Here is a 23,093-nt window from a genome sequence, read left to right on the forward strand (position 1 = left end):
GGAGCCGTTGGAAAAGTGGTACCGGCATACCCCGGCGCGCCGGGGTCCCAACCCCGGGCGCCGGAAAAAGCCGAAGGTCAGCCCGCGCGGAACCCCGTTCGGAGCACGGCCATGAGCAGGGCGTCGTGGCGTCTGCCCTCCCACAGCAGCGCGTCGCGCAGCCTGCCCTCGACGGAGAAGCCGCAGGAGCGGTAGACGGCGATGGCCCGCATGTTGAAGGCGTAGACGTACAGCCAGACCCGGTGCAGGCCCACCTTCTCGAAGGCGTACTCCAGGACGAGCTGGGTGGCCTCGCGGCCCAGGCCCTGGCCGGTGAACCCGATGGCGGACAGGGCGATGCGGTACCCCGCGCTCTCGTTCTCCGAGGCGACCCCGTAGAGGGACAGCTCACCCAGGTAGCGGCCGTTCGCCGCATCGGTGATGGCCAGGTCGAGCCGGTCCGCCCGGTCCGCCCGGGTCTCACACCACTCCCGGGCCTCCGCGTAGGTGATCTGCCGGTGTGTTCCGGTGAGCCTGCGGACCTCCTCGTCGAGGCCGGCGGCGAAGTAGGCGTCCGTGTGCTCGGGGGCGAGGGGCACCAGACGTACGCGCTCCCCGGTGAGGGTGGGCTTTTCTCGCAGCGCACTCGTGTTGATCATGAGGTCTTCCGGTTCCGTCCGGGCCGCGGGCACGGTCCCGGAGTGAGGGAGTCGGCGGACAGGCGGGCGGGGACGCCCTGTGCGAGGGACGGGCCGGAGGCAGGGGCCTTGGTCGGGGCGGAAAGTGCTGCGGCCGGGACGAAACGTGGGGATAACGGAACAGAATCCCTATTTGACTTTCTCCGGTGCCCAAAAGCAAGGCACCTTGCCGGGCACAGCGGCCGCAACGGCCACGAGGCGGACCGCGGCCTCGGAGCACCCCCGGTGGGAGCGCTCCCAAAAGGGGCTGTGTACCATCGGCGCATCCATCTGCCTCGAAGGACACTGGTTGAACATTCAGCAACAGCAGGGTGCGGTCCAGGAGATGCGCAGGGCCAGGTTCGGTGTCTCCGCCCTCTTCTTCGTCAACGGCTTCACCTACACCAACGCCGTCCCGTGGCTCCCTGTCGTCAAGGAGTCGCTGGGGTTGTCCAACACCGCGCTCGGGTTGGCCATCGCGGCGATGCCCACCGGGGCGATCCTGACCGGAATGCTGGCGGGGCCGCTCATCCACCGGTTCGGCAGCGGTCCCACCGCGGTCGGCACGAGCATGGTGTCGCTCGTCGCGCTGCCCTTCATCGCCCTGGCCCAGAACTGGTGGATGCTGGCGGGTGCGCTGTTCGTGCTGGGCTCCGCCGACGCCTGGACCGACTCGGCCCAGAACGCCCACGGACTGCGGGTGCAGCGCCGCTACGGACGCACCATCATCAACACGTTCCACGCCGTGTGGAGCCTGGCCGCGGTGGCGGGCGGCCTGCTGGGCGCGGTGATGGCCGGCTCGGGAACTCCCATCCTGTGGCATCTGGGCGGGGTGTCCGCGGTACTGCTCGCAGTCAACCTGCTGGTGAGCCGCCTGCTGCTCCCCGGCCCCGAGCACAGCGAGCGCTCCGACGGCGCGGAGTCCTCCGGCCGGGGCGGCCGCACCCGCATGCCCGGACGCGGGGTGGCCCTGCTCGTGATGCTCGGGGTACTGCTGATGACGGCAGGGGGCATCGAGGACGCGGCCGCCTCCTGGGGCGCGGTGTACATGACCTCGGAGCTGGGAGCCCCGCTGTTCCTGGCCGCGATGCCGTTCGTCGCCTGCCAGGCGATGATGACGCTGGGGCGGCTGGTCGGCGACCGCTTCACCGACCGGTTCGGCGCGGCCGCCGTGGGGCGGACGTGCGGCCTGCTGGCGGCGGCCGGAATCTCGCTGGCCGTGCTCGTGCCCCACCCCGCGGCCGCGATCGCCGGGTTCGGTGTCATGGGGCTGGGTGTGTCGACGCTGTTCCCGCTGACCCTGGCCGCCGCCGGGAACGTGCCGGGGGTGCGTACCGGGGACGGGGTGACGATCGTGGGCTGGCTGGGGCGGGCGGGCTTCCTGGCCTTTCCGCCGGCAGTGGGCCTGGTCGCCGACTCCTCCTCCCTGGGAACAGCGCTGTGGCTGGTGGCCGCGGCCGGCGCGGGCGCTTTCCTGCTCGCCTCGGCGTTGCGTCCCCGGGGCTGAGAAGGGACGGGCCCCCGACCGCGGGACGCGGCCGGGGGCCCTGTGCGGGTGCACGGTCGGAACCGCCACCCGCGGGTGCTGCTAGGCCACGGAGGCCGGGCGACGCGCACCCGCCCAGAGGGCGAAGGCGCCGATGCCGGTCACGACGGCACCGCCGAGCACGAAGCCCTGCATGTCGACACCGGTGACGGGGAGGGTCTCCTCCTTGTCACCCTTGCCGCTGCCACCGGTGGTGGAGCTCGTGGCGGTGCCGGCGGTCACCGGAGCGGCGGTGCCGGGAGCCTGGATCTCGTCACCGGGGGTGCCGGGCTCCAGGGGCGGAACACCGATGTCGCCGCCGTCACCGGGGTCCGGGGCGGGGGTGCCGCCACCATCGCCCGGGTCGGGGGTGCCGCCACCGTCACCCGGGTCGGGAGTACCGCCGCCGTCACCGGGGTCAGGGGTGCCACCGCCGTCACCCGGGTCGGGGGTGCCGCCACCGCCGTCACCGGGGTCAGGGGTGCCGCCACCGTCACCCGGGTCGGGGTCGGGGGTGCCGGGGTCGCCGCCGTCACCCGGGTCCGGGGTGCCGGGGTCGGGGGTGCCGGGGTCGGGGGTGCCGCCGCCGTCACCGGGGTCCGGCTCGGGGTCCGGGGTACCGGGGTTGCCGCCCTCGTCACCGCCGCCGGGGTCGGGGTCGGGGTCGGGCTGGGGGTCGTTTCCGCTGTCGCCGTCCGTGGGGGCGTCCGTGAGGCTGGAGCCGGCGGCGCCTGCCGTCTCCTCGGAGACGCTTGTGGGCTCGTCGACCTCACCCACGGTGTCGGCGAATGCCGGACCGACGGAGAACCCGGCCATGAACAGGCCGGCCGCGGTCACGGTGAGTACCCGTGTCTTGGGGGACATCCCACTCCTTTCTTCTCTTGTGCAGGGGTTGTTAGTGGGAGGAAATGGCATAGAGGTGGTCGTCATGGACCACGACGGCGTTGTCGCCGAGCAGGCCGACGGGCTGGGCCGCACCGGAACGGGCCGGCCGGGGCTCTCCGTCGGGGCCGACCGCGGTCAGGGCTCCGCCGAGCCGGCCGAAGACCAGGGTCCCGACGGCGATCTCGGGTTCGAACCCGGGGACCACCGCGGCGGTGCCGCTCTCCGGGTCCAGCACGAGGGGCCCGTAGGAGACGACCTCCGTACCGACGGGGCCGGAGCGGTGGCGCGCCTCCTCCAGGTCGGCGGGGTCGACCTCGGCGCTGCCCGCGACGCTTCCGTCCCGGCTGTCGTGGAAGGCCAGCACGGTGCCTTCACCGCGCAGCGGCTTCCAGCGGATGATGACGTATTCGCGCAGGGCGGTGACCACGGACTCCATCTCGCCCGCGCCCTCGGGGCGCTGCGCGGTGACCGCGCTGCTGCGTCCTTCGGGGTCCGTCCACGTCCAGGGGCCGTTGACCACGGCGTTGAGCACCTCGGTGCCCTCGGCCAGCATGGGGGCGGACCCCTCGGGCACCTCGACCGCCACGAGTTCGCCGTCGACCGGGACGAAGGCCTCGTTGCCCCGGCGGACCAGCACCGACGTGCCCACGTACTGGGAGAAGCCGTCCTCGGGCAGGTCCACGCTGCTGTGCGAGCCGCCTCCGAGAGGCCAGAACCAGAGGGTTCCGGCGGTCTCCATGACCACGGCGGGCTCCCCGTCGTACTCGACGAACCGGGGGGCGTCCAGGAACTCCCCCGGGAGCGCGGGCAGGTCCGCCGACCACAGCCGGGTGCCGTCGGCGGAGAACAGGTTCAGCCGGCCCTCGGCGTCCATGAAGGCCATGTGCCCGCCGTCGCGTCCGACACCCGGGCTGCTGCCCGGTGCCAGTGCCTCACTGAAGGCGACGGTGTCGGTGAAACCGGGCGGGGCCGGGTGTCCGAGGGCCTCGGTCCCCGCCGGCTGCTCCCCGGCGGCGGGAGCGGAGTCGGGCAGGAAGCGCCAGACGACCGCTCCCGTGCCCGCGATCAGCACCAGAGCGAGCACGACGGCACCGACGATGACCAGGCCGCGGCGGCCGCTGCCCCGCCCCGTGCCGGAAGGCCCGGCAGCGACGGGTCCGCCGGGCGGCGCCGAGACCGCCTCCGGCAGCCGGTCGGCGGCCTGCACCACACCGTCGGGTGTGGCGATCAGGTTCCAGTAGCCGTTGCTGTCGCGGGCGTCGATGAGCACCGGCTGGCCGATCCGGGCGGCGTAGGCGGTGGCGACGTCCAGGGCGGCGCGGCGGGTCTCCTTGGGGGTCTGCCCGGCGACGACCTGGCGCTGCCCCTCGATGGTGATGTCCGCGCTGCGTTCGTCCGTGGCGATGACGATGACGGCTGTGGGCCGGGGGTGCCCCGGTCGGGACGCCCGGCTCATGGTGCCTCCGAAGGCATGGGAAACGTGAACCTGTTCGTGTGCGGGTGGCAGTGGACCTCGGTCGGCGGTGGCGTGCGGTCGCGGCCCGGGGGGCGGTACGGCAGCGGTTCCGGCACACATGTGGTCGATGTCGATGCTGAACGCGATGATACTGACCGTCGGCGACCGTTCCCGTCCCTTCTTCGAGAAGGTGTATCGGACACGGGACGTATCGTTTCCGGACACATCGCCAAGCCCCCTCCCCTGACCTGGAACGTTGCCGCGGAAGGGTTTCGGACCCCGGCATCGGACACGGTCTGCACACTTGTTCGGACACCTGGGAGGGCCGATCGGTTCACACCGAAATTGGCCGGAACCGGTCAGCGGTCTGCTGCGTCCCGCTCCGGCGGCGAGACGTGTACGGGCTCCGGGGCCCGGACGAGCCGGAGCCGGGCCTCAGGACTCCGCCACCACCCCAGAACGGACCTGGGGCCGCCTTCTCCCTGGTCCGCCAGGAGCCGGACGGGCTTTCCCGGCTCGGCGACGATGCGCACCGGGTCGCCGGAGAGACTTCCGAGCCGGAGCCGGACGGTGTGCGGCCCCGGGGGGAGGCCGACCACCAGTTCCTCGCCCGGGCCGACCCAGCCCACGTGGTCACCGTCGACGGTGACGCGGTGGTCGGCGAAGTGGTCGCGCAGGGTTCCGGCCTCCCGGTGGACCAGGAGCGGCACCCATCCCCGGGGCACCTGCCGAGCGTCGCGGAGACCGATGATCTTCGGTCCGGTGAGCCTGCCCTCTGCGGCCAGCGCCCGGATGTCCAGCCTCTCCCGGCGGCGTTGGAGGTGGGAGGCCACGGCGAGGGCGACCGCGACGGCGAGCAGGGGAGAGAGCGTCCAGCGGCTGAGCCCGACGTTCAACAGGGCGACAGGAACGTTGGTCCAGAAGAGGACCGCATTGGTTCGCGAGCTCGTGGTGAGGGAGCGCGAGAGGCTCCGGCGCCGCCACTCTCCGAGGGGCGGTTCCGCGTACCCGGCCCTGGAGAAGGCAACCGCCGCCATGCCCAGGAACGCGGCGAGGACGATCCCGACCGACAGCGGCACCGTGCTGTCCGCCCTCAGGTAGAGGGCGGGGAGGATGCAGCACGCGAACGTGCCCGGAAGCGCGTACGACATGAGGTCGGGGGGAGTTCTCACGGATTCCTCTCGCCCACCGCCGGAGGGGTTCGGTGGTGGCTCGGTCCCAGTGTTCCACACGGGCCGCGGCGACGGCCGGAGGCGGTCAGCGGCCGCCGCTCTCCACGATGGTCTCGATGACGGCCTTCTCCCGCCTCCTCACGAGCCGGACCGCGCGCTCGTAGCCGCGGCTGGCGATCTCGGCGCGGGCGGCGGCCGTGCGAACCGTGGGCCACATCGCGTCGATCTCGGCGTTGAAGCAGGAGCCGACCAGCACCGCGATGGCCATCACGTACAGCCACGCCAGAACGGCGATCGGCGCGGCCAGGGAGCCGTAGATGCTCGTCTGACCGAAGGATGCGCCCAGGTAGGCGCGCAGGCCCACCGAGCCGCAGAGGAGAAGGAGGGTGGCCAGCAGCGCGCCGGGCAGGTGGCGCCACAGCGGCGTGCGCACCGGGACGCTGAGGAGGTAGAGGAGGGTGACCGAGGTGGCGGCCAGCAGGGCGACCGTCGGCCAGTACAGCAGGTCGAGCCGCAGCGAGAAGGCCCCGGGCAGCAGTCGGCGCAGCAGGTCGGGTCCGGCCACCAGGACGGGCAGCACGACCAGGGCGAACGCGAGGCCGCCCAGGTAGGCGGCGAAGGCGAGGGAGCGCTGGGCGAGCCAGCCGCGCAGCTCGCTGAGCCCGTAGGCGATGGTCACGGAGCGGATGAAGACGTTCATCGCGCGCGAGCCCGACCACAGGGAGACCAGGAAGGTGAGCGACAGGATCCCGCCCTGGGCCCCGCCGAAGAACTCGTCGACCATGGGTGCCACCAGGGAGTCGACGGCCTCCTGCGTCAGCACGTGGGCGGCCAGGTCGAGGATCCACAGCCTGACACCCTCGACCAGCCCCTCCCCCAGCACGGCCGCCAGCGGCGCCAGTGCGCCGAGCAGACCGAGCATGAGGGCGGGCAGGGAGATGATGGTGAAGAAGGCCGACTCGGCGGCCAGGCCCAGTACGCGGTGGCGGGCGAAGGAGCGGAGCGTGCGCAGGACGAGGAGCGTGCTGCCGCGCACGAGGGGATGCGCCCTGAGCCAGGCGTCGGTGATGCGCCACAGCCCTTCCCAGAAACCCGCCACGAGAAGAACGTTAGCGTCCGCGCCGACCTGCGGCATCACCGGGGCGTGACGTGGCTCACCTCCGGCCCTTGCGGAAGGCACCTGGACAAGGGAGCGGCGCCCATGACATTCTCATGGCATGTTCGCTGTCCTGGACCCCATGCTCTACGTGCGTCGGCACGTGGACCTCCTCAGGGTCGGCAGCGCCATCTGTTGCAGCGTCGGTTAATCTCGCCGCCTTTTGACGCACCCCAGGGGTGCGCGCGGCACCGGCGCCCTCCCCTTTCTTCCCACACACGCGGTATCACCCGCGGCCTCGCACGACGACGTGCGGTGCCGAGGGCCGACGGTGCGGGCGCCGGGACCGTGAGCGCCCCGCGACCCCATCGGAGACACCCGCGATGCCTCCCTCTTCCGTCAAGCCCCGCCGTCGGCGCGGTGAGGGCCAGTGGGCCCTCGGCTACCGTGAACCGCTGAACAAGAACGAGGAGAACAAGAAGAACGACGACGGGCTCAACGTCCGCGAACGGATCATCAACATCTACGCCAAGGGCGGGTTCGACTCGATCGACCCCTCCGACCTGCGTGGGCGTTTCCGCTGGTACGGCCTCTACACCCAGCGCGCTCCGGGGATCGACGGCGGCAAGACCGCGATCCTGGAGCCGGAGGAGCTCGACGACCGCTACTTCATGATGCGCGTGCGCATCGACGGCGCACAGCTGTCGGTCGCCCAGGTGCGCGCCATCGGCGAGATCTCCCGCGACCACGCCCGCAACACCGCCGACATCACCGACCGGCAGAACATCCAGTACCACTGGGTCGAGATCGAGGACGTGCCGGCGATCTGGGAGAAGCTGGAGTCGGTGGGCCTGTCCACCACCGAGGCCTGCGGTGACACCCCGCGCGGCATGCTGGGCTGTCCGCTGGCCGGCGTGGCCGAGGACGAGGTCATCGACCCCACGCCCCAGCTGCGGCAGATCTACGAGGACCACATCGGCAGCCCGGAGTTCTCCAACCTCCCCCGCAAGTTCAAGACGTCCGTGTCGGGCTGCTCGGTCCACTGCGTCAACCACGAGATCAACGACGTGGCCTTCGTGGGTGTGCGCAACGAGCGGGGCGAGGTCGGCTACGACCTGCAGGTGGGCGGCGCCCTGTCCACCAACCCGATGTTCTCCGTGCGGCTCGGCGCGTTCGTGAGCCCGGAGCGGGTGAGCGAGGTGTGGGCGGGCGTCTGCTCGATCTTCCGCGACTACGGCTACCGGCGCCTGCGCTCGCGCGCCCGCCTCAAGTTCCTCGTCAAGGACTGGGGCGCGGAGAAGTTCCGCGACGTCCTGGAGAAGGAGTACCTGGGCTACGCCCTGCCCGACGGCCCCGCTCCGGTGCTCGACTCGGGCCTGCGCCGCGACCACGTGGGCGTGCACCGCCAGCGCGACGGCAAGTACTACGTGGGGTTCGCCCCGCGGGTGGGCCGCGTGTCGGGCACGACGCTGCTGCGCGTCGCCGAGATCGCCGAGGAGCACGGCTCCGACCGCATCTGCACCACGCCCGACCAGAAGCTCGTCATCCTCGACGTCGAGGAGGAGCGGATCGCCTCCATCACCGCCGCGCTGGAGGCCGAGGACCTCCAGGTCAACCCGAGCACGTTCCGCCGCCAGACGATGGCGTGCACCGGCATCGAGTACTGCAAGCTCGCGATCGTGGAGACCAAGCAGCGCGCCTCCACCCTCATCGACGAGCTGGAGAAGCGGCTCCCGGACTTCACCGAGCCGCTGACCATCAACGTCAACGGCTGCCCGAACTCGTGCGCGCGCGTGCAGGTCGCCGACATCGGCTTCAAGGGCCAGCTGGTGGTCGACGAGCGCGGCGAGCAGGTGGAGGGCTACCAGATCCACCTGGGTGGCGGCATGGGGCTGGACGCGGCCTTCGGCAAGAAGGTGCGCGGCCTGAAGACCACCGCCGAGGAGATGCCCGACTACATCGAGCGGGTGCTGCGCCGGTTCCAGGAGCAGAAGCAGGACGGCGAGTCGTTCGCGTCCTGGGCGGCCCGCGCCTCCGACGACGACCTGAAGTGACCCCGCGGGGCGGCCCCGGCCGGGGCCGCCCCGCGACTTCCCCGGTTCCCACGAAGTCCCCAGCGAGGAGATGCGCCGTGTCCGAGAGGGCCGCACCCTACTACTGCCCCTACTGCGGTGAGGAGGACCTGGTGCCCGAGGAGGGCGCCGCGGTGAAGGGCGAGGGCTACCCGTGGGCCTGCCTGTCCTGCGCCCGGGTGTTCCGGGTCAAGTACGCGGGCCTGCGCTCGGCCTCCTTCGGCGGCACACCCCCCAGACAGACGGAAGGGTAGAGATGAACACCGCCATCACCCCCGTGGGCGGCCCCGAGCTCGCCGAGCGCGCCGCTCGCGAGCTGGAGGAGGCCACCGCCCAGGAGATCATCGCCTGGGCCGCCGAGACCTTCGGCGACGGACTGTGCATGACCTCGTCCATGGCCGACTCCCTCATGGTCGACCTCGCCTCCAAGGTGGTCCCGGGGATCGACGTGATCTTCCTGGACACCGGGTACCACTTCCCCGAGACCATCGGCACCCGCGACGCGGTGGAGTCGGTCTACGACATCAACCTCGTCAACGTGGAGCCGTCCCGCACGGTGGCCGAGCAGGACGCGGCGCTGGGGCCGCGGCTGCACGGGCGGAATCCGGAGCTGTGCTGCCACCTGCGCAAGGTCGAACCGCTGCAGAAGGCGCTCGCACCGTACTCGGCGTGGCTGACGGGCCTGCGCCGCGAGGACTCGGCTGCCCGCCGCGACACCCCGGTCGTGCAGTGGGACCGGCGCAAGCGGATGACGAAGGTCAACCCGATCGCACGTTGGACGCAGGAGCAGGTCGACTCCCACATCGCCGAGCACGGTGTGCTGGTGAACCCGCTGCAGTACGACGGCTACCCGTCGATCGGCTGCGAGCCGTGCACCCGCAGGGTGGCGCCGGGCGAGGACCCGCGCAGCGGCCGCTGGTCGGGGACGGGGAGGACCGAGTGCGGCATCCACGTCTAGACCGCGCCCAGGAAGGCATCCCCATGCACGAGACCACTCCCCCGGTGCCGCTGCTGGCGGTCGCCCACGGCAGCCGCGATCCGAGGGCGGCACAGGCGGTCGAGGCGGTGTTCGAACAGGTCCGGCGGCTGCGCCCGGGGCTGGACGTGCGCGTCTCCTACCTGGACCACACGGCGCCCTCGGCCTCCGACGCGCTGGACGGCCTGGCGTCGGAGGGCGCCGGTGAGGCGGTGGTGCTGCCCGCGCTGCTGACGGCGGCCTTCCACAGCAGGACCGACATCCCCGAGGTGCTGGCGCGCTCGCGGGAGGAGAGTCCGTGGCTGCGGCTGCACTACGCGGACACCCTGGGGCCGCACCCGCTGCTGTTGGGAGCGGTGGAGCGGCGCCTGGCCGAGGCCGGGGCCCGCCCGGGCCCGGACACGGCGCTGGTGCTGGCCTCGGCCGGCTCCAGCGACCCGAGGGCCAACGCGATCGTCGCGGCAGCGGCGGCCGAGCTGGGCCGCCGGGGGCCGTGGCGCGAGGCCGCGGCGGCCTACGCCTCGGCCGCCGGGCCCCGCCCCGGCGAGGCGGTGGCCGCACTGAGGGAGCGAGGGGCACGGCGGGTCGCGGTGGCCACCTACCTGCTGGCCCCGGGCCTCTTCGCCGACCGCGTGCGCGCGCAGTCCCTGGACGCGGGCGCGGACACGGTGTCGGAGGCCCTGCAGGACGCCCCGGAACTGGCGCAGGTGGCGGTGGAACGCTACGACGCGGCACTGGCGCGGCGCCACGCGCCGGTGTAGGACCGGGACGGGCGGCGGGCGGTCCCTTGCGGAGGACCGCCCGCCGCCGCTTCTCGGACGTTCACCAGTTCCTGCCCGCGACGAGTTTTTCGGGGTCCGCACCGGTGAAGCCGTACGCGGTGGCCACGAACCAGAACTCCTCGACGATCTTCTCCCGCGCCACGGTCTCGATCCCGCTGCCCTCCGCGGCGAACTCCTCCTCCAGGGCGTTGAACTCCTCGGTCGAGCCCCTGGTGAGCGTATAGAGCGCGGTGATGTCCCCGGGGCGCTCGGCCTCGATCCGTTCGCACAGCCGCACCAGGATCGCCCTGCCCTTGTCGAGGACGCGGTCGGGGAAGCAGGGGTCGCTGTAGAGCTGCTGCAGGAAGACGCGGTCGGCGGCCTGGGGGCTCGTGATCGGCACGGCGGCCCTTTCTCGGGGGAGTCGGACGCACCGATCCTGCACCGCGCCGCCGACAAACGGGAAGGTGCGCCGCTGCTTCTCCGTTCGGCCGAACACCGCCCGCACGGTGACCGGTCCCGGACCTCTTCGCCGACCGCGTGCGCACATCGTCCGGACACGGGCGCGGACACGGTGCCGGAGGGCCCGCAGGACACCCCGGAACTCATGTGTGCGGCGCAGGAGCGGAACATGCGCAGGGCGGTCCTGTGCGGAGACCCCCGCTCATGTACCCCCACATGTTTGATCGAACGAGGTAGTGGCAATAAAGTTGAGTGCAACCGCATCAGGTATCGGCAAGAAGTCGACACAGGAGGTGACGAACGATGCTGATGCGCACCGACCCGTTCCGTGAGTTCGACCGGATCACCCAGCAGATTCTGGAGAGCAACCGCCCGGCAGCCGTGCCGATGGATGCCTATCGCGAGGGCGACGACTTCGTGCTCCACCTCGACCTTCCGGGGGTCGCCCCCGAGGGCATCGACGTCGAGGTCGAGCAGAACGTGCTCACGGTGAAGGCCGATCGCCCCGCGCTGCGGCGAGAGGGTCGGGACGTCGTCGCCTGCGAGCGACCGAGCGGCACGTTCACCCGGCGGATCCTTCTCGGTGACTCCCTGGACACCGAGAACATCGCCGCCGACCACGCCGACGGGGTGCTGACCCTGCGCATCCCGGTGGCCGAGCGGTCCAAGGCCCGCAAGATCGTGGTCGGCCGCCCCGGCGACCGTCGGCAGACCGCGATCAACGCCTGATCCGGACACCGCACCATCGGCGGGGCCGCACCCGGATGCGGCCCCGCCGCCGTCCGCCCTCCTCCGGGCGGGAACAGGTTTCCCGGTCCTGGAAAGCGTGTGCCCCCTCCCGCCGGGCCCCTGCCGCGGGCCCGGCGAGCGCCGCGGTACCCTCCGGCCTCCCTGTATGCGTGCGACGCGGATAGGATTCCCGCACCCCGACCGACACCGAAGCCGAAGGACGGTCCCCCATGCCTCCCACTCACGAGGTGTTCAACCAGGCTCCCCCGCTGGGCGACCACAGCGCCGCGGACGAACCCGCGCTCCTGGAGGGGCTGCGGCGGGAAGGCGCCCCGTGGGCCGAGGCGGAGGTACGGGAGGTGGGCGACGCGGCCGGGTCGGAGCGGGTGCGCTCCTGGGGCGAGGCCGCCAACACCTACACCCCCGTGCTGCGTACCCACGACCGCTACGGCCACCGCGTGGACGAGGTCGACTACCAGCCCGCCTACCACGTCCTCATGGAGCAGGCCGTCGCCCACGGCATGCACGCCGCGCCCTGGGCGGAGGACCGGGCCGGGGCGCACGTGGCGCGGGCCGCGAAGTTCTACCTGTGGTCTCAGGCCGAGGCGGGCCACGGGTGTCCGATCTCCATGACCTACGCGGCGGTGCCCGCGCTGCGGCACTCCCCCGGGCTGGCCGGGCGCTACGAACCGCTGCTGGCCTCGCGCACCTACGACTTCGGGCTGCGTCCGCCGCACACCAAGCGCGGCCTCGTCGCCGGCATGTCGATGACCGAGAAGCAGGGCGGATCGGACGTGCGCGCGAACACCACGCGGGCGGTGCCCACCGCGGAGGGGCACCACGTGCTGACGGGGCACAAGTGGTTCACGTCGGCGCCGATGAGCGACTTCTTCCTGACACTGGCCCAGGCGCCGGAGGGTCTCAGCTGCTTCCTGGTGCCGCGGGTGCTGGAGGACGGCAGCCGCAACGCCCTGTACATCCAGCGGCTCAAGGACAAGCTCGGCAACCGCTCCAACGCCTCGGCCGAGCTGGAGTACGACGGTGCCGTCGCCCATCTCGTGGGAGAACCCGGGCGAGGAGTTCCCACGATCATCGAGATGGTCAACAGCACCCGTCTGGACTGCGTCATCGGTTCGGCCGCGGGCATGCGCGCCGCCGTGGTGCAGGCGCTGCACCACGCCGAGCACCGGCAGGCGTTCGGCGGGGTGCTGGTGGAGCAGCCGCTGATGCGCAACGTGCTCGCCGACCTGGCCCTGGAGTCGGAGGCGGCCACGGCCCTGATGACGCGCCTGGCGGGGGCGGTGGACCGCTCGGTGCGCGGGGACGCCTCCGAGACGGCGTTCCGGCGCCTGGGTGTGGCGGTGAGCAAGTTCTGGGTGACCAAGCGCCAGCCCGCGCACGCGGCCGAGGCGCTGGAGTGCCTGGGCGGCAACGGCTACGTGGAGGAGTCGGGGATGCCGCGGCTGTTCCGGGACTCCCCGCTCAACTCGATCTGGGAGGGATCGGGCAACGTGGCGGCGCTGGACGTGCTGCGCGCGATGGGCCGCAGCCCCGAGGCGGTGGAGGCGTTCCTGGCGGAGCTGGGTGCCGCCCGGGGCGTGGACGACCACTTCGACTCGGCGTTCAAGCGGCTGGAGCGGGTGCTGGGCGACACGGAGGAGGCCCAGTACCGGGCCCGGTCGGTGGTGGAGCTGATGGCGCTGCTGCTCCAGGCCTCGGTGCTGCTGCGCTTCTCCCCCACCCCGGTGGCCGAGGCGTTCACGGTGTCCCGGCTGGGCGGGGAGTGGGGCCACGTGTTCGGCACCCTGCCGCGCGGGGTGGACACCGAGCTGATCCTGGAGCGGGCCCGGCCCCAGAGGTGAACGCCCGCCCCGCCCGTTCCGGAAAGGGCGGGCGGGGACCATCGTCATTTCCTCTTCTTCCCCGAGAAATATTATTCGCGGACGAATCATCCCATTACGGGACAGGCTGAATTATCATCGGCGCAGGTCGGCATACTTTCCGCTGCAGAGCGGAAGAAAGAAGTCGTCACGAACACAACCGACCGCTTTCGGGCCGCGGAAGTCCCGGCATGCAGGACCTTCCGGACACGTGTCCACGAAAGCCCTGAAAACAAGAGACTTGACGACGCCTATGGTGGAAGTCTGGCCTGGTAGCTCCTATCCGCTCGGTGCGACCTACGACGGTTCCGGCACCAATTTCTCCCTCTTCTCCGAGGTGGCCGAACGGGTGGACCTGTGCCTGTTCGACGACGACGGCGAGGAGACCCGAATACCCCTGACCGAGTACGACGGCTTCGTCTGGCACGGTTACCTCCCCGGGGTCGGCCCCGGGCAGCAGTACGGTTACCGGGTCCACGGTCCCTACGCGCCCGAGCGCGGGCTGCGCTGCAACCCCAACAAACTGCTCACCGATCCCTACGCCAAGGCGCTGAACGGCAACCTCACCTGGCACGAGTCGCTGTTCAGCTACCACTTCTCCGCTCCCGACCGCAAGAACACCGCCGACAGCGCCCCCTACGTCCCCAAGTGCGTGGTGGTCAGCCCCTTCTTCGACTGGGGCAACGAGTCCCGGCCCCGCACGCCCTACCACCGGACCGTGATCTACGAGACGCACGTGCGCGGCATGACCATGCGCCACCCGGGCATCCCCGAGCACCAGCGGGGAACCTACTCGGGGCTGGCCCACCCGGCCGTGATCGAGTACCTCGTCTCGCTGGGGGTGACGGCGGTCGAGCTCATGCCGGTGCACCACTTCGTGCCCGAGCACGCGATGGTCGCCCGGGGCCTGACCAACTACTGGGGGTACAACACCCTCGCCTACCTGGCCCCGCACAGCGGCTACGCGGCGCTGGGCTCGCGCGGGCAGCAGGTCCAGGAGTTCAAGGCGATGGTGAAGTCGCTGCACGAGGCCGGCATCGAGGTCCTGCTCGACGTGGTCTACAACCACACCGCCGAGGGCGACCACATGGGGCCCACGCTGTCGCTGCGCGGCATCGACAACCTCAGCTACTACCGGGTCAGCGACGAGGACCAGCGCTACTACCTGGACTACACCGGGTGCGGCAACAGCCTCAACGTGCGCCACCCGCACTCGCTCCAGCTGATCATGGACTCGCTGCGCTACTGGGTCCTGGAGATGCACGTGGACGGGTTCCGCTTCGACCTGGCCTCGGCGCTGGCGCGGGAGTTCCACGACGTGGACCGGCTGAGCACGTTCTTCGACATCGTCCAGCAGGACCCGGTGATCTCCCAGGTCAAGCTGATCGCCGAGCCCTGGGACGTGGGCCCGGGCGGTTACCAGGTGGGCAACTTCCCGCCCCTGTGGACCGAGTGGAACGGCAAGTACCGCGACACCGTGCGCGACTTCTGGCGCGGTCAGCCCGTGCTGGGTGAACTGGCCTCGCGCCTGTCGGGCTCCAGCGACCTGTACCAGGACGACGGGCGCCGCCCGGTGGCCTCCATCAACTTCATCACGTGCCACGACGGCTTCACCCTCGCCGACCTGGTCTCCTACAACCACAAGCACAACGAGGCCAACGGGGAGGACAACCGGGACGGGACCGACGACAACAGGTCCTGGAACCACGGCGCGGAGGGCGCCACCGAGGACCCCGAGATCATCACCCTGCGCCGCCGCCAGGTGCGCAACTTCCTCACCACGCTGTACCTGTCCCAGGGCGTGGTGATGCTCTCCCACGGCGACGAGGTGGGCCGCACCCAGGGCGGCAACAACAACGCCTACTGCCAGGACAACGAGATCTCCTGGATCGACTGGAAGGCCGCCGGGCTGGAGGAGGGCGAGGAACCCGACAACGACCTGCTGGACTACGTGCGCATGCTGGCCCGCCTGCGCCGCGAGCACCCCGTCTTCCGGCGGCGCCGCTTCTTCCGCGGCAGTCCGGTGGAGAGCGGGGCCCGCAACGGCGGCAAGGGCGGGAGCCGCAAGCGGGCGCAGCTGCCCGACATCGCGTGGCTGCGACCCGACGGCAGGCCCATGACCGGCGAGGACTGGAACCGGTCGGGACGGGCGCTGGGGGTGTTCCTCAACGGGGACGCGATCACCGAGCCCGACCCGCGCGGGCGGCGGATCCGCGACAGCTCGTTCCTGCTCCTGCTCAACAGCGGGGCGGACACGGTCGAGTTCACCGTGCCCGGCACCGAGTACGGGATGGCGTGGGAGACCGTCCTGGACACGGCCGAGCCGGACGTGGGCGGGCGCCCGTTCGCTGAGGCCAGCGGCCCCGTCGAGGTCATCGACCGGGCGCTGCTCCTGCTGCGCCGGGTCTCCCACAAGGCCGGCGGCACCTCCTGACACGGCCCGGGCCGGGGCGGCAGGCCGTGCCCGCCGCCCCGGCCGCGGATCGGGGGAGCAGGCCCTACGCTGGGTGTCCATGTCCACTGCACACAAGAGCGACGTCTTCCGCAAGCTCCTGCCGGTCCCGGGGGAAGAGGTGGACCTGGCGGCCGCCTACGCCTATCCCGAGGACCTCGACCGCCCCTGGGTGCGGGCCAACATGGTGACGAGTGCGGACGGCGGGGCGATCGGCCCCTCCGGGCGGACCCGCGAGCTGTCCTCCGACCCCGACCGGTACCTGATGGGTCTGCTGCGGGGCCTGTGCGACGTCGTGCTCGTGGGAGCGGCGACCGCGCGGGTGGAGGGCTACGGCCCCGCGCGGGGGCGCGCGTCCTGGGAGGGGCTGCGGCGGGGCCGGACGCCCACGCCTCCGGTCGCGGTGGTCTCGCGCACCCTGGAGCTGCCCGAGAAGCTGCTGTCCGACGCACCCGAGGACGCCAGGACCATCGTGTTCACCACCGCGCACGCCCCGCGCGAGCGGCTGGAGCACGTGCGGCGGCTGGCCGACGTGGTGGTGGTCGAGGGGGAGTCCGTCTCCCCGGTGCACGTGCTGGACGCGCTGGCCGAGCGCGGCCTGCACCGGGTGCTCACCGAGGGCGGTCCGCACCTGCTCGGCGAGTTCGTCGCCGCGGGCCTCCTGGACGAGCTGTGCCTCGCGACGAGCCCGCACCTGCTCGGTTCGGGCGCGCCGCGCATCGTCGCGGGAGGGCCGGGCGCCCCCGGCGCGCCGGAGCACTCCTCGGTGCGCAGCACACCCGTGCGGCTGGCGCATCTGCTGGAGAGCGGCGGCTTCCTCTTCGCCTTGTACACACGCTCTCAGGACCTTTGACCGTAACCGGTCGGTTTCGGCCACACCCCAATCAGCATGAACCCCGGCGGGACCGGACATACCCGTGGTGTGTCCTTCCTCCACCGGGCACACCGCTGACGGGGCTTATCGGCTTGGCCCCCCGCCGAGAGGAACAACGTGGTGCCGACGTCCGAGAACGGGTCCACCCCGGTCTACCGGGAGATAGCCGACGAACTACGCGAACAGATCCGCTCCGGGCGGCTCACCGACGGCGACCGCCTGCCCGGCGAGAACACTCTCATGGAACGGCACGGAATCGCCCGGGCGACGGCCCGCCAGGCCCTCTCCGAGCTCATCAACGAGGGTCTGGCCTCGCCCGTGCGCGGCTCGGGCGTGTACGTGCGCCTGTTCCGTCCGGTGCGAAGACACGGTTCCCGGCGCCTGTCCAGGGACATCTGGGGTCGCGGAGGGTCGATCTGGCAGACGCAGGAGCGCGACTACGAGGTGGACCGCCTGCTCGTGGACGAGGCCGTCCCCGAGGCCCACGTGGCGCGGGCGCTGGGCCTGGCGGAGGAGGAGGCCGTCCTCCGGCGCTCGCGGCGCTACCTCGTGGACGGGCGGCCGGTGCAGAACGCGGTCTCGTACCTGGCCCCGGCGGTCGCGGCGGCGGCTCCCCGGGTGCGTGAGCACGACACCGGACCGGGAGGGGTCTACGCGCGACTGGCCGAGGTCGGCCTCGCACCTGTGCGCTTCACCGAGGAGATCCGGGTGCGCATGCCCACGCCCGGTGAGCGCGAGGACCTGTCGCTTCCGCCGGGCACCCCCGTGGTGGACGTGGCGCGTACCGCGCTGGCCGACGGGAACAGGCCGGTGGAGTTCGGCGAGATCACGATGGACGGCTCCGCCTACGTCCTGCAGTACGACTTCGAGGCCTAGGGAAAACACGGCCTCGGTGTACTGACTCCAGATGTCGGGAACGGCCCGGCAGTGGTGTCACAGCAGGAGAGGGCCTCCGACACAGGTGTGGACTGCCTGGATCACCACCTGAAGAAGGTCAGGAGGCCTGCGGCTTCCCACCCCGCTCACGCCGGCGCCCGGCCCGTCCCCGGCCTTGCACGGAACGCACGGGGGTTCCGCCTGCTGCGGGCGGCACCCGCCGAACACACCGAGACGCGGAGAGGGGGCGCCCCGCGCCCCCTCCCCGTCGCTCCTTGCCCTCATTCGCCTCCCGGCTCCCTCGAGCGCCTTGCCCTCGCCGAGGAGAACACCGTGTGCGCCACGGGCACGAGCACCGCCGCCACACCGACGCCGCCGACGAGCATGAGCAGCGGGGCATCCGGCGCGGTGCGCATCCAGCTGGACACCCCCAGGCCCAGCAGGACCGAGACCACCGCCGCGCCGACCGCGAGCAGCGCCAGCGAGTTGAAGAGCTTGCGGTCGTCCCAGTGCTCGGGCGCCGGACGGTCGAGCCGCACCGGGACGGAGCGCAGACCCGCGTCGGCGAGGGTGCGGGCCCTGATGCCCGCATCGGCCGCCGCCGTCTGGATCCGCCACATCCCGTAGCGCACTCTCCCCACCCTCAGCGGTTCCTTGCCCACCGGGAACGGCTGCTGCATCGTAGCCGTCATGTCACCTACCCCTCGGTTTCCTCCACCGCCGGCCTGCCTGCTGCCCTACCCTGGAGCACTTCCGGCGAACGCCGCCGAAGGTGAAGTTCAGGGCATCGCGCGGCCAAGGACGACTTACCGCTCCCCGTACCGGGATGTCCTGGCAGGACCTGTACCTGTCGGCAGGTAGCGTCGAAGGTATGTCTGATTCAGAGGAGCGAGCCCCCCGCGACGGGGCAGTCAGCATTCCCCGGACCGATCAGGAGTGGCGGGAGCGGCTCAGCGAGCAGGAGTACGCGGTACTGCGCCGGTCCGCCACGGAACGGCCCTGGAGCGGCGAGTACGTCGAGACCAAGGCCGAGGGCGTCTACCGGTGCCGCGGGTGCGGAGCCGAACTGTTCCGCTCCTCGGAGAAGTTCGACTCCCACTGCGGGTGGCCGAGTTTCTACGACCCGGCCGAATCCGCGGCGGTCACCCTCCACGAGGACACCTCTCTCGGCATGGTCCGCACCGAGGTGCGGTGCGCCACCTGCGACTCGCACCTGGGGCACGTCTTCCGCGGTGAGGGCTATCCCACGCCGACCGACGCCAGATACTGCATCAATTCGGTGGCCCTGAGTCTGGAGCCGACGGAGTAGGTTGGCATACCATCCTCGTACCGGGCCTGTGCCTGAGGGCCGCCCGCGGGCGGCGCACCGTCGCCGGCCCGCGACCCATCCGCCGCGGGATCGGGGATAATCACACCCAGCACGCCGCCGGTCGGCCCCTACCGACCGGCGGAGCGCCGTATCAACCCGTGACGAAAGCGCCCGATGACCGACTCACCTTCCCCACCCGCCTCCCCCCGTCCTGCGGCTCGGCCGCGGTTCGGCATGGCCCAGGGCTCGGCGCCCTGGCTGCTCCCAGCCCTCGGCGCCGCCGGCGCCGCGGTCCTGGCCGCCCGGGGCTCGCGCACGCGCACGGCCCTGGCCGCCCCTGTCGTGGGTCTGGCCGCGGGAATGGCCTGGTTCTTCCGCGACCCCGAACGGGGTCCGGCGACCGGCCGGGTGCTGTCGGCAGCCGACGGTGTCGTGCAGAGCATCGACCGCCGATCCGACGGGCGCACCCGGGTGGCGGTGTTCATGAACCCTCTCAACGTGCACGTCAACCGCGCCCCCCTCGCGGGAGTGGTCACCGGCGTCGAACACCGCCCCGGGGGCTTCCGCCCCGCATTCGACAAGGACAGCGAGCGTAATGAACGCGTCATCTGGACCCTTGAAACCGAGATCGGTGAGGTCACGGTCGTTCAAATCGCCGGCGCGATGGTCCGGCGCATCATCCCGTATCTCGCTGCGGGGCAGAAGGTCGAGCAAGGCGAGAGAATCGGCCTCATCCGGTTCGGGTCCCGTGTCGACGTCTACCTTCCGGCCGGTGTCGCCCCGGCGGTGGAGGTCGGCCAGAAGGTCCGCGCCGGAGAGACCCGTCTTGACGCCGACTGAGCAGGCGCTCTCCCCCGCCCTCTCCCCCGCTTCCTCCTCCTCGGACGACGCCCCCCGGCTCCGTCTGGCCCTGGCCGACTACCTGACCTTGGGCAACGCCCTGTGCGGTTTCCTCGCGGTGTGGTCCCTGGTCGCGGCCAAGTCCGCGCACGCGGCCTCCGGTGCGGCCGGGCCCCTGCCCAGCAGCGCCGTGGCCGCGGTCGTGGGCCTGCTGCTCGTGGCGGCCGCGCTGGACCTGCTGGACGGACGGGTGGCCCGCAAGCTGGGCGGCAGCGGCATGGGCGCGGAACTGGACAACCTCGCCGACGTCATCAGCTTCGGGTTCGCCCCGGCGTTCCTCTTCGTCGTGTGGGAGTCCCAGGCCGGCGGAGCGGGCCGGTTCGCCGTGCTGGCCGGCGGAGCGGTGCTGCTGGCGGTGATCGTGCGCCTGGCCCGCTTCTCCTGCCAACCGCCCGAGGCCTCCTCCTTCACGGGCCTGCCGTGCCCCTTCGGCGCGATGGCGGTGGTCACCGTCGTGCTGATCGACCCGCCGGCCCCGGTGGCGATCGCGGTGGTGCTGCTCATCTCCTGGCTGATGGTCAGCCGCGTCTCCTATCCCAAACCGCGCGGCCGCAAGGCCTACGGGGTGCTGACCGTACTGGCCGCGGGCGTCGCCCTCGTCACCGCCTGGGGCATGGGCCTGCCCGCCGGCCAGGCGATGGTCTACGCGATGAGCGCCCTGGTCCTGGGCTTCGTCGTCGTGGTCCCGTTCCTGACCGCCGCCGGGCGGCGCTCCGGGGCCGGGTTCCCGGGCGACTGACCCGGTCCGAACGCCGTGCGCCCCGGTGGAGGGTTTCCTCCACCGGGGCGCACGGCGTTTCGGGCGGGCGTTACGGAAGGGCCTCGACCAGTTCGGAGACGCTCTTGCGGCGGCCGGTGTAGAAGGGGATCTCCTCGCGGGTGTGGCGGCGTGCGGCAGCTCCGCGCAGGGTGCGCATGAGGTCGACGATGCGGTGCAGTTCGTCGGCCTCGAACGCCAGCAGCCACTCGTAGTCGTTCAGGCCGAAGCACGACACGGTGTTGGCGCGCACGTCCGGGTAGGGGCCGGCCATGCGGCCGTGCTCGGCGAGCATGGCGCGGCGCTCCTCGTCGGGCAGCAGGTACCACTCGTAGGAGCGCACGAACGGGTACACGCAGACGTTGTCGCGGGGCTCCTCACCGGCCAGGAACGCGGGTACGTGGCCGCGGTTGAACTCGGCCGGGCGGTGCAGGCCCATGACCGACCACACCGGGGTCGCGGCGCGGCCGATGCGGGTGCGGCGGAAGGCGCTGTAGACGGCCTGGAGCTGCTCGTGGGTGTCGGCCACCCACCAGAACATGATGTCGGCGTCCGCGCGCAGACCCTGCACGTCGTAGCTGCCGCGGGTGGTGACGCCCTGCTCGGCGGCCTTGTCCAGGAGGGCCTGGAGCTCGTCGGCGACGGCGGTGCGGTCGAGGCCCTCGAGGCTGTCGACCTTGAAGACCGACCACATGGTGTAGCGGATGAGGGCGTTGAGGTCGGTGCCGTCCTGGGCGGTCTCTGTGTTCTGGCCCGTCACGGGTTGACTCCTTGCTGGTCGTGGCCGTCGGCTCCGTCGCCGCGGCCGGGGTGGATGTCGGTTCGGAGAGCGTCTGCCAGCCGCTCGGCCTCCCGGCCGGCGTCGGCGATGCACGCGGGGATGCCCACGCCGCCGTAGGCCGCGCCGCACACCCCCAGTCCGGGGTGGCGGGTCAGGGCGGTGCGCACCCGCTCGACCCGGCCGGTGTGGCCGACCGCGTACTGGGGCAGGCCGTCGGTCCATCGGGTGACCCTGGTCTCCACGGGGCTTCCCGACAGGCCGGTGACCGTCGCCAGGTCGGCCAGGGCCACCGCGGCCAGGTCCTCGTCGGAGCGCTCCAGCACCCCGGACTCGCCGTGGCGGCCGATGGAGCAGCGCAGCAGGACCAGGTCCTGTCCGGGAGCCGTGCGGGCGAGCTCCTCGCCCAGCCACGGCCACTTGTTGCTGGAGAAGGTGGCGGCCTTGACGGTGAGCCCCTCCCCCGCCGGAACGAGGAACCCGGTCCCCGAGGGCGGCTCCGGGAAGGCCGACGCCGGCAGGGCGAAGGTCACCAGTGCCATCGAGGCGTACTCGATGCCGCCCAGTTCGCGGGCGGCCTCGGGCACGTGCTCGGAGAGCAGGCGGGCCGCCTCGGGGGCGGGGCAGGCCAGCAGGACCGCGTCGGCCTCCAGCGGGCCGCCGTCCGTGCGGACCCGCCAGCCCTGGGGGCGGCGCTCCAGGGAGAGCACGCGGGTGCCGGTACGCACGCGCCCGCCCAGGCGCTCGGCCAGGGCCAGGGGCAGGGAGGCGATGCCGCCGCGCAGTGAGGCGAACACCGGGCCCTTCCCCTTGGCGGGCGTCCCCTTCTCCAGGGAGGCGCGGACCGCGCGCATCAGCGAGCGGTCGCGGCGCGCCATCGGGGCGATCTGGGGCAGGGTGGCGTCGAGGGAGAGCAGGTCGGCCCGACCCGCGTAGACACCGCCCAGGAGCGGCTCGACGAGGCGTTCGACGACCTGGCGTCCCATGCGGATGCCGATGTAGGAGGCCACGGGGAGGTCGCCGCGTACGGGGGTGCGCGGCCACACCAGGTCCAGGGCGGCGCGCAGGGTGCCGGCGGGCGAGAGCACCCCGCTGCGGGCGAGGGCGGCCAGGTCGCCGGGCACGCCCATGAGCTGGCCCTGGGGCAGGGAGCGGATCCGGCCGCGGCTGTAGACGGAGGCCGATCCCGGCCCGGGGTGCACGACCCGCTCCTCCAGCCCCAGCTCGGAGATCAGCCCGAGCGCCTCGGGACGGCGGGCGAGGACAGACTCGGCCCCGGAGTCGACGGGCACGCCGGCCACCGGTGAGGCCTGCATCTTGCCGCCGGGGGTGTCGGCGGCCTCGACCACCGTGACGGCGGCGCCCAGGGCGTCGAGGCGGAGGGCGGCGGTCAGGCCGGAGATACCGCCTCCGACCACGACGACGTGCGGTGCTTCAGGCATGCTCCCAGCTTCCCAGATGGCGTGGGTCACCATGC

23 protein-coding genes are annotated in these 23,093 nt (G+C 72.1%); 14 read left to right on the forward strand and 9 right to left on the reverse strand.

What is annotated here, in order from left to right:
- Positions 1–77: 77 nt before the first annotated feature.
- The gene (locus FHS13_RS07675) at positions 78–638 is read right to left on the reverse strand and encodes a GNAT family N-acetyltransferase (RefSeq protein WP_184289756.1); all 561 of its coding nucleotides are present in this window, start codon (positions 636–638) and stop codon (positions 78–80) included.
- 364 nt (positions 639–1,002) lie between these two features.
- Here FHS13_RS07675 and FHS13_RS07680 point away from each other — a divergent pair, with 364 nt between their 5' ends.
- A complete protein-coding gene (locus FHS13_RS07680; protein ID WP_184290250.1) occupies positions 1,003–2,163 on the forward strand; it encodes an MFS transporter in 1,161 nt (386 codons plus the stop codon).
- A gap of 81 nt (positions 2,164–2,244) precedes the next feature.
- Here FHS13_RS07680 and FHS13_RS07685 read toward each other — a convergent pair whose 3' ends face one another.
- The 4 genes from FHS13_RS07685 to FHS13_RS07700 all read right to left on the reverse strand — a co-directional run bounded on the left by FHS13_RS07685 (position 2,245) and on the right by FHS13_RS07700 (position 6,793).
- A complete protein-coding gene (locus FHS13_RS07685) occupies positions 2,245–3,045 on the reverse strand; it encodes a hypothetical protein (RefSeq protein WP_184289759.1) in 801 nt (266 codons plus the stop codon).
- A gap of 31 nt (positions 3,046–3,076) precedes the next feature.
- Positions 3,077–4,522 carry a hypothetical protein gene (locus tag FHS13_RS07690; RefSeq protein ID WP_184289762.1) on the reverse strand — a complete coding sequence of 482 codons (1,446 nt, stop codon included), beginning with the start codon at positions 4,520–4,522 and terminating at the stop codon, positions 3,077–3,079.
- 359 nt (positions 4,523–4,881) lie between these two features.
- Entirely contained in the window at positions 4,882–5,694 is an 813-nt protein-coding gene (locus tag FHS13_RS07695) for a hypothetical protein (RefSeq protein ID WP_184289765.1), read from the reverse strand.
- An 85-nt stretch (positions 5,695–5,779) separates the two neighbouring features.
- A complete protein-coding gene (locus FHS13_RS07700; protein ID WP_184289768.1) occupies positions 5,780–6,793 on the reverse strand; it encodes a YhjD/YihY/BrkB family envelope integrity protein in 1,014 nt (337 codons plus the stop codon).
- A gap of 118 nt (positions 6,794–6,911) precedes the next feature.
- Between FHS13_RS07700 and FHS13_RS21930 the strand changes: the two genes are divergently transcribed.
- The 5 genes from FHS13_RS21930 to FHS13_RS07720 all read left to right on the forward strand — a co-directional run bounded on the left by FHS13_RS21930 (position 6,912) and on the right by FHS13_RS07720 (position 10,599).
- On the forward strand, positions 6,912–7,001 hold the full coding sequence (locus FHS13_RS21930; protein ID WP_420222378.1) for a putative leader peptide: 90 nt from the start codon (positions 6,912–6,914) through the stop codon (positions 6,999–7,001).
- A 172-nt stretch (positions 7,002–7,173) separates the two neighbouring features.
- Complete coding sequence (locus FHS13_RS07705; RefSeq protein WP_184289771.1) at positions 7,174–8,844, forward strand: nitrite/sulfite reductase; 1,671 nt, start codon at positions 7,174–7,176, stop codon at positions 8,842–8,844.
- A 77-nt stretch (positions 8,845–8,921) separates the two neighbouring features.
- Positions 8,922–9,116 carry a hypothetical protein gene (locus tag FHS13_RS07710; RefSeq protein WP_184289774.1) on the forward strand — a complete coding sequence of 65 codons (195 nt, stop codon included), beginning with the start codon at positions 8,922–8,924 and terminating at the stop codon, positions 9,114–9,116.
- Positions 9,117–9,118: 2 nt separating this feature from the next.
- Positions 9,119–9,820: a phosphoadenylyl-sulfate reductase gene (locus FHS13_RS07715; RefSeq protein WP_184289777.1), complete on the forward strand. Its 702-nt coding sequence runs from the start codon at positions 9,119–9,121 to the stop codon at positions 9,818–9,820.
- A gap of 23 nt (positions 9,821–9,843) precedes the next feature.
- Entirely contained in the window at positions 9,844–10,599 is a 756-nt protein-coding gene (locus tag FHS13_RS07720; RefSeq protein ID WP_184289779.1) for a sirohydrochlorin chelatase, read from the forward strand.
- A 61-nt stretch (positions 10,600–10,660) separates the two neighbouring features.
- Here the strand turns inward: FHS13_RS07720 and FHS13_RS21345 are convergent, their stop codons facing one another.
- Positions 10,661–11,002 carry a DUF5713 family protein gene (locus tag FHS13_RS21345; protein ID WP_184289782.1) on the reverse strand — a complete coding sequence of 114 codons (342 nt, stop codon included), beginning with the start codon at positions 11,000–11,002 and terminating at the stop codon, positions 10,661–10,663.
- 362 nt (positions 11,003–11,364) lie between these two features.
- Between FHS13_RS21345 and FHS13_RS07730 the strand changes: the two genes are divergently transcribed.
- The 5 genes from FHS13_RS07730 (at position 11,365) to FHS13_RS07750 (ending at position 17,872) form a co-directional block, all read left to right on the forward strand.
- The gene (locus tag FHS13_RS07730) at positions 11,365–11,790 is read left to right on the forward strand and encodes an Hsp20/alpha crystallin family protein (RefSeq protein ID WP_184289785.1); all 426 of its coding nucleotides are present in this window, start codon (positions 11,365–11,367) and stop codon (positions 11,788–11,790) included.
- 230 nt (positions 11,791–12,020) lie between these two features.
- On the forward strand, positions 12,021–13,652 hold the full coding sequence (locus FHS13_RS07735) for an acyl-CoA dehydrogenase family protein (RefSeq protein WP_184289788.1): 1,632 nt from the start codon (positions 12,021–12,023) through the stop codon (positions 13,650–13,652).
- Positions 13,653–13,923: 271 nt separating this feature from the next.
- Entirely contained in the window at positions 13,924–16,104 is a 2,181-nt protein-coding gene (gene glgX / locus FHS13_RS07740; protein WP_184289791.1) for a glycogen debranching protein GlgX, read from the forward strand.
- Positions 16,105–16,183: 79 nt separating this feature from the next.
- Positions 16,184–16,975 carry a dihydrofolate reductase family protein gene (locus FHS13_RS07745; protein WP_184289794.1) on the forward strand — a complete coding sequence of 264 codons (792 nt, stop codon included), beginning with the start codon at positions 16,184–16,186 and terminating at the stop codon, positions 16,973–16,975.
- Between the two features lie 141 nt (positions 16,976–17,116).
- Entirely contained in the window at positions 17,117–17,872 is a 756-nt protein-coding gene (locus FHS13_RS07750) for a UTRA domain-containing protein (protein WP_184289796.1), read from the forward strand.
- 281 nt (positions 17,873–18,153) lie between these two features.
- Here FHS13_RS07750 and FHS13_RS07755 read toward each other — a convergent pair whose 3' ends face one another.
- Complete coding sequence (locus FHS13_RS07755) at positions 18,154–18,564, reverse strand: hypothetical protein (RefSeq protein WP_184289799.1); 411 nt, start codon at positions 18,562–18,564, stop codon at positions 18,154–18,156.
- 179 nt (positions 18,565–18,743) lie between these two features.
- Here FHS13_RS07755 and msrB point away from each other — a divergent pair, with 179 nt between their 5' ends.
- From msrB to FHS13_RS07770, 3 genes are all read left to right on the forward strand, one after another.
- The gene (gene msrB, locus FHS13_RS07760) at positions 18,744–19,181 is read left to right on the forward strand and encodes a peptide-methionine (R)-S-oxide reductase MsrB (protein WP_184289802.1); all 438 of its coding nucleotides are present in this window, start codon (positions 18,744–18,746) and stop codon (positions 19,179–19,181) included.
- Between the two features lie 174 nt (positions 19,182–19,355).
- Entirely contained in the window at positions 19,356–20,021 is a 666-nt protein-coding gene (locus FHS13_RS07765; RefSeq protein WP_184289805.1) for a phosphatidylserine decarboxylase, read from the forward strand.
- Positions 20,008–20,820 carry a CDP-alcohol phosphatidyltransferase family protein gene (locus tag FHS13_RS07770; RefSeq protein WP_184289808.1) on the forward strand — a complete coding sequence of 271 codons (813 nt, stop codon included), beginning with the start codon at positions 20,008–20,010 and terminating at the stop codon, positions 20,818–20,820. Before FHS13_RS07765 ends, FHS13_RS07770 begins: the two co-directional genes overlap by 14 nt.
- Before the next feature lie 70 nt (positions 20,821–20,890).
- On the opposite strand, the gene hemQ is transcribed toward FHS13_RS07770, so the two are convergent.
- Complete coding sequence (gene hemQ / locus FHS13_RS07775; RefSeq protein WP_184289811.1) at positions 20,891–21,598, reverse strand: hydrogen peroxide-dependent heme synthase; 708 nt, start codon at positions 21,596–21,598, stop codon at positions 20,891–20,893.
- Positions 21,595–23,058: a protoporphyrinogen oxidase gene (gene hemG / locus FHS13_RS07780; protein WP_184289814.1), complete on the reverse strand. Its 1,464-nt coding sequence runs from the start codon at positions 23,056–23,058 to the stop codon at positions 21,595–21,597. The genes hemQ and hemG overlap by 4 nt, the downstream gene beginning before the upstream one ends.
- Positions 23,059–23,093: the final 35 nt, after the last annotated feature.

Origin of the sequence: Nocardiopsis algeriensis (genome assembly GCF_014203695.1) — a bacterium.
Lineage (GTDB): Bacteria > Actinomycetota > Actinomycetes > Streptosporangiales > Streptosporangiaceae > Nocardiopsis > Nocardiopsis algeriensis.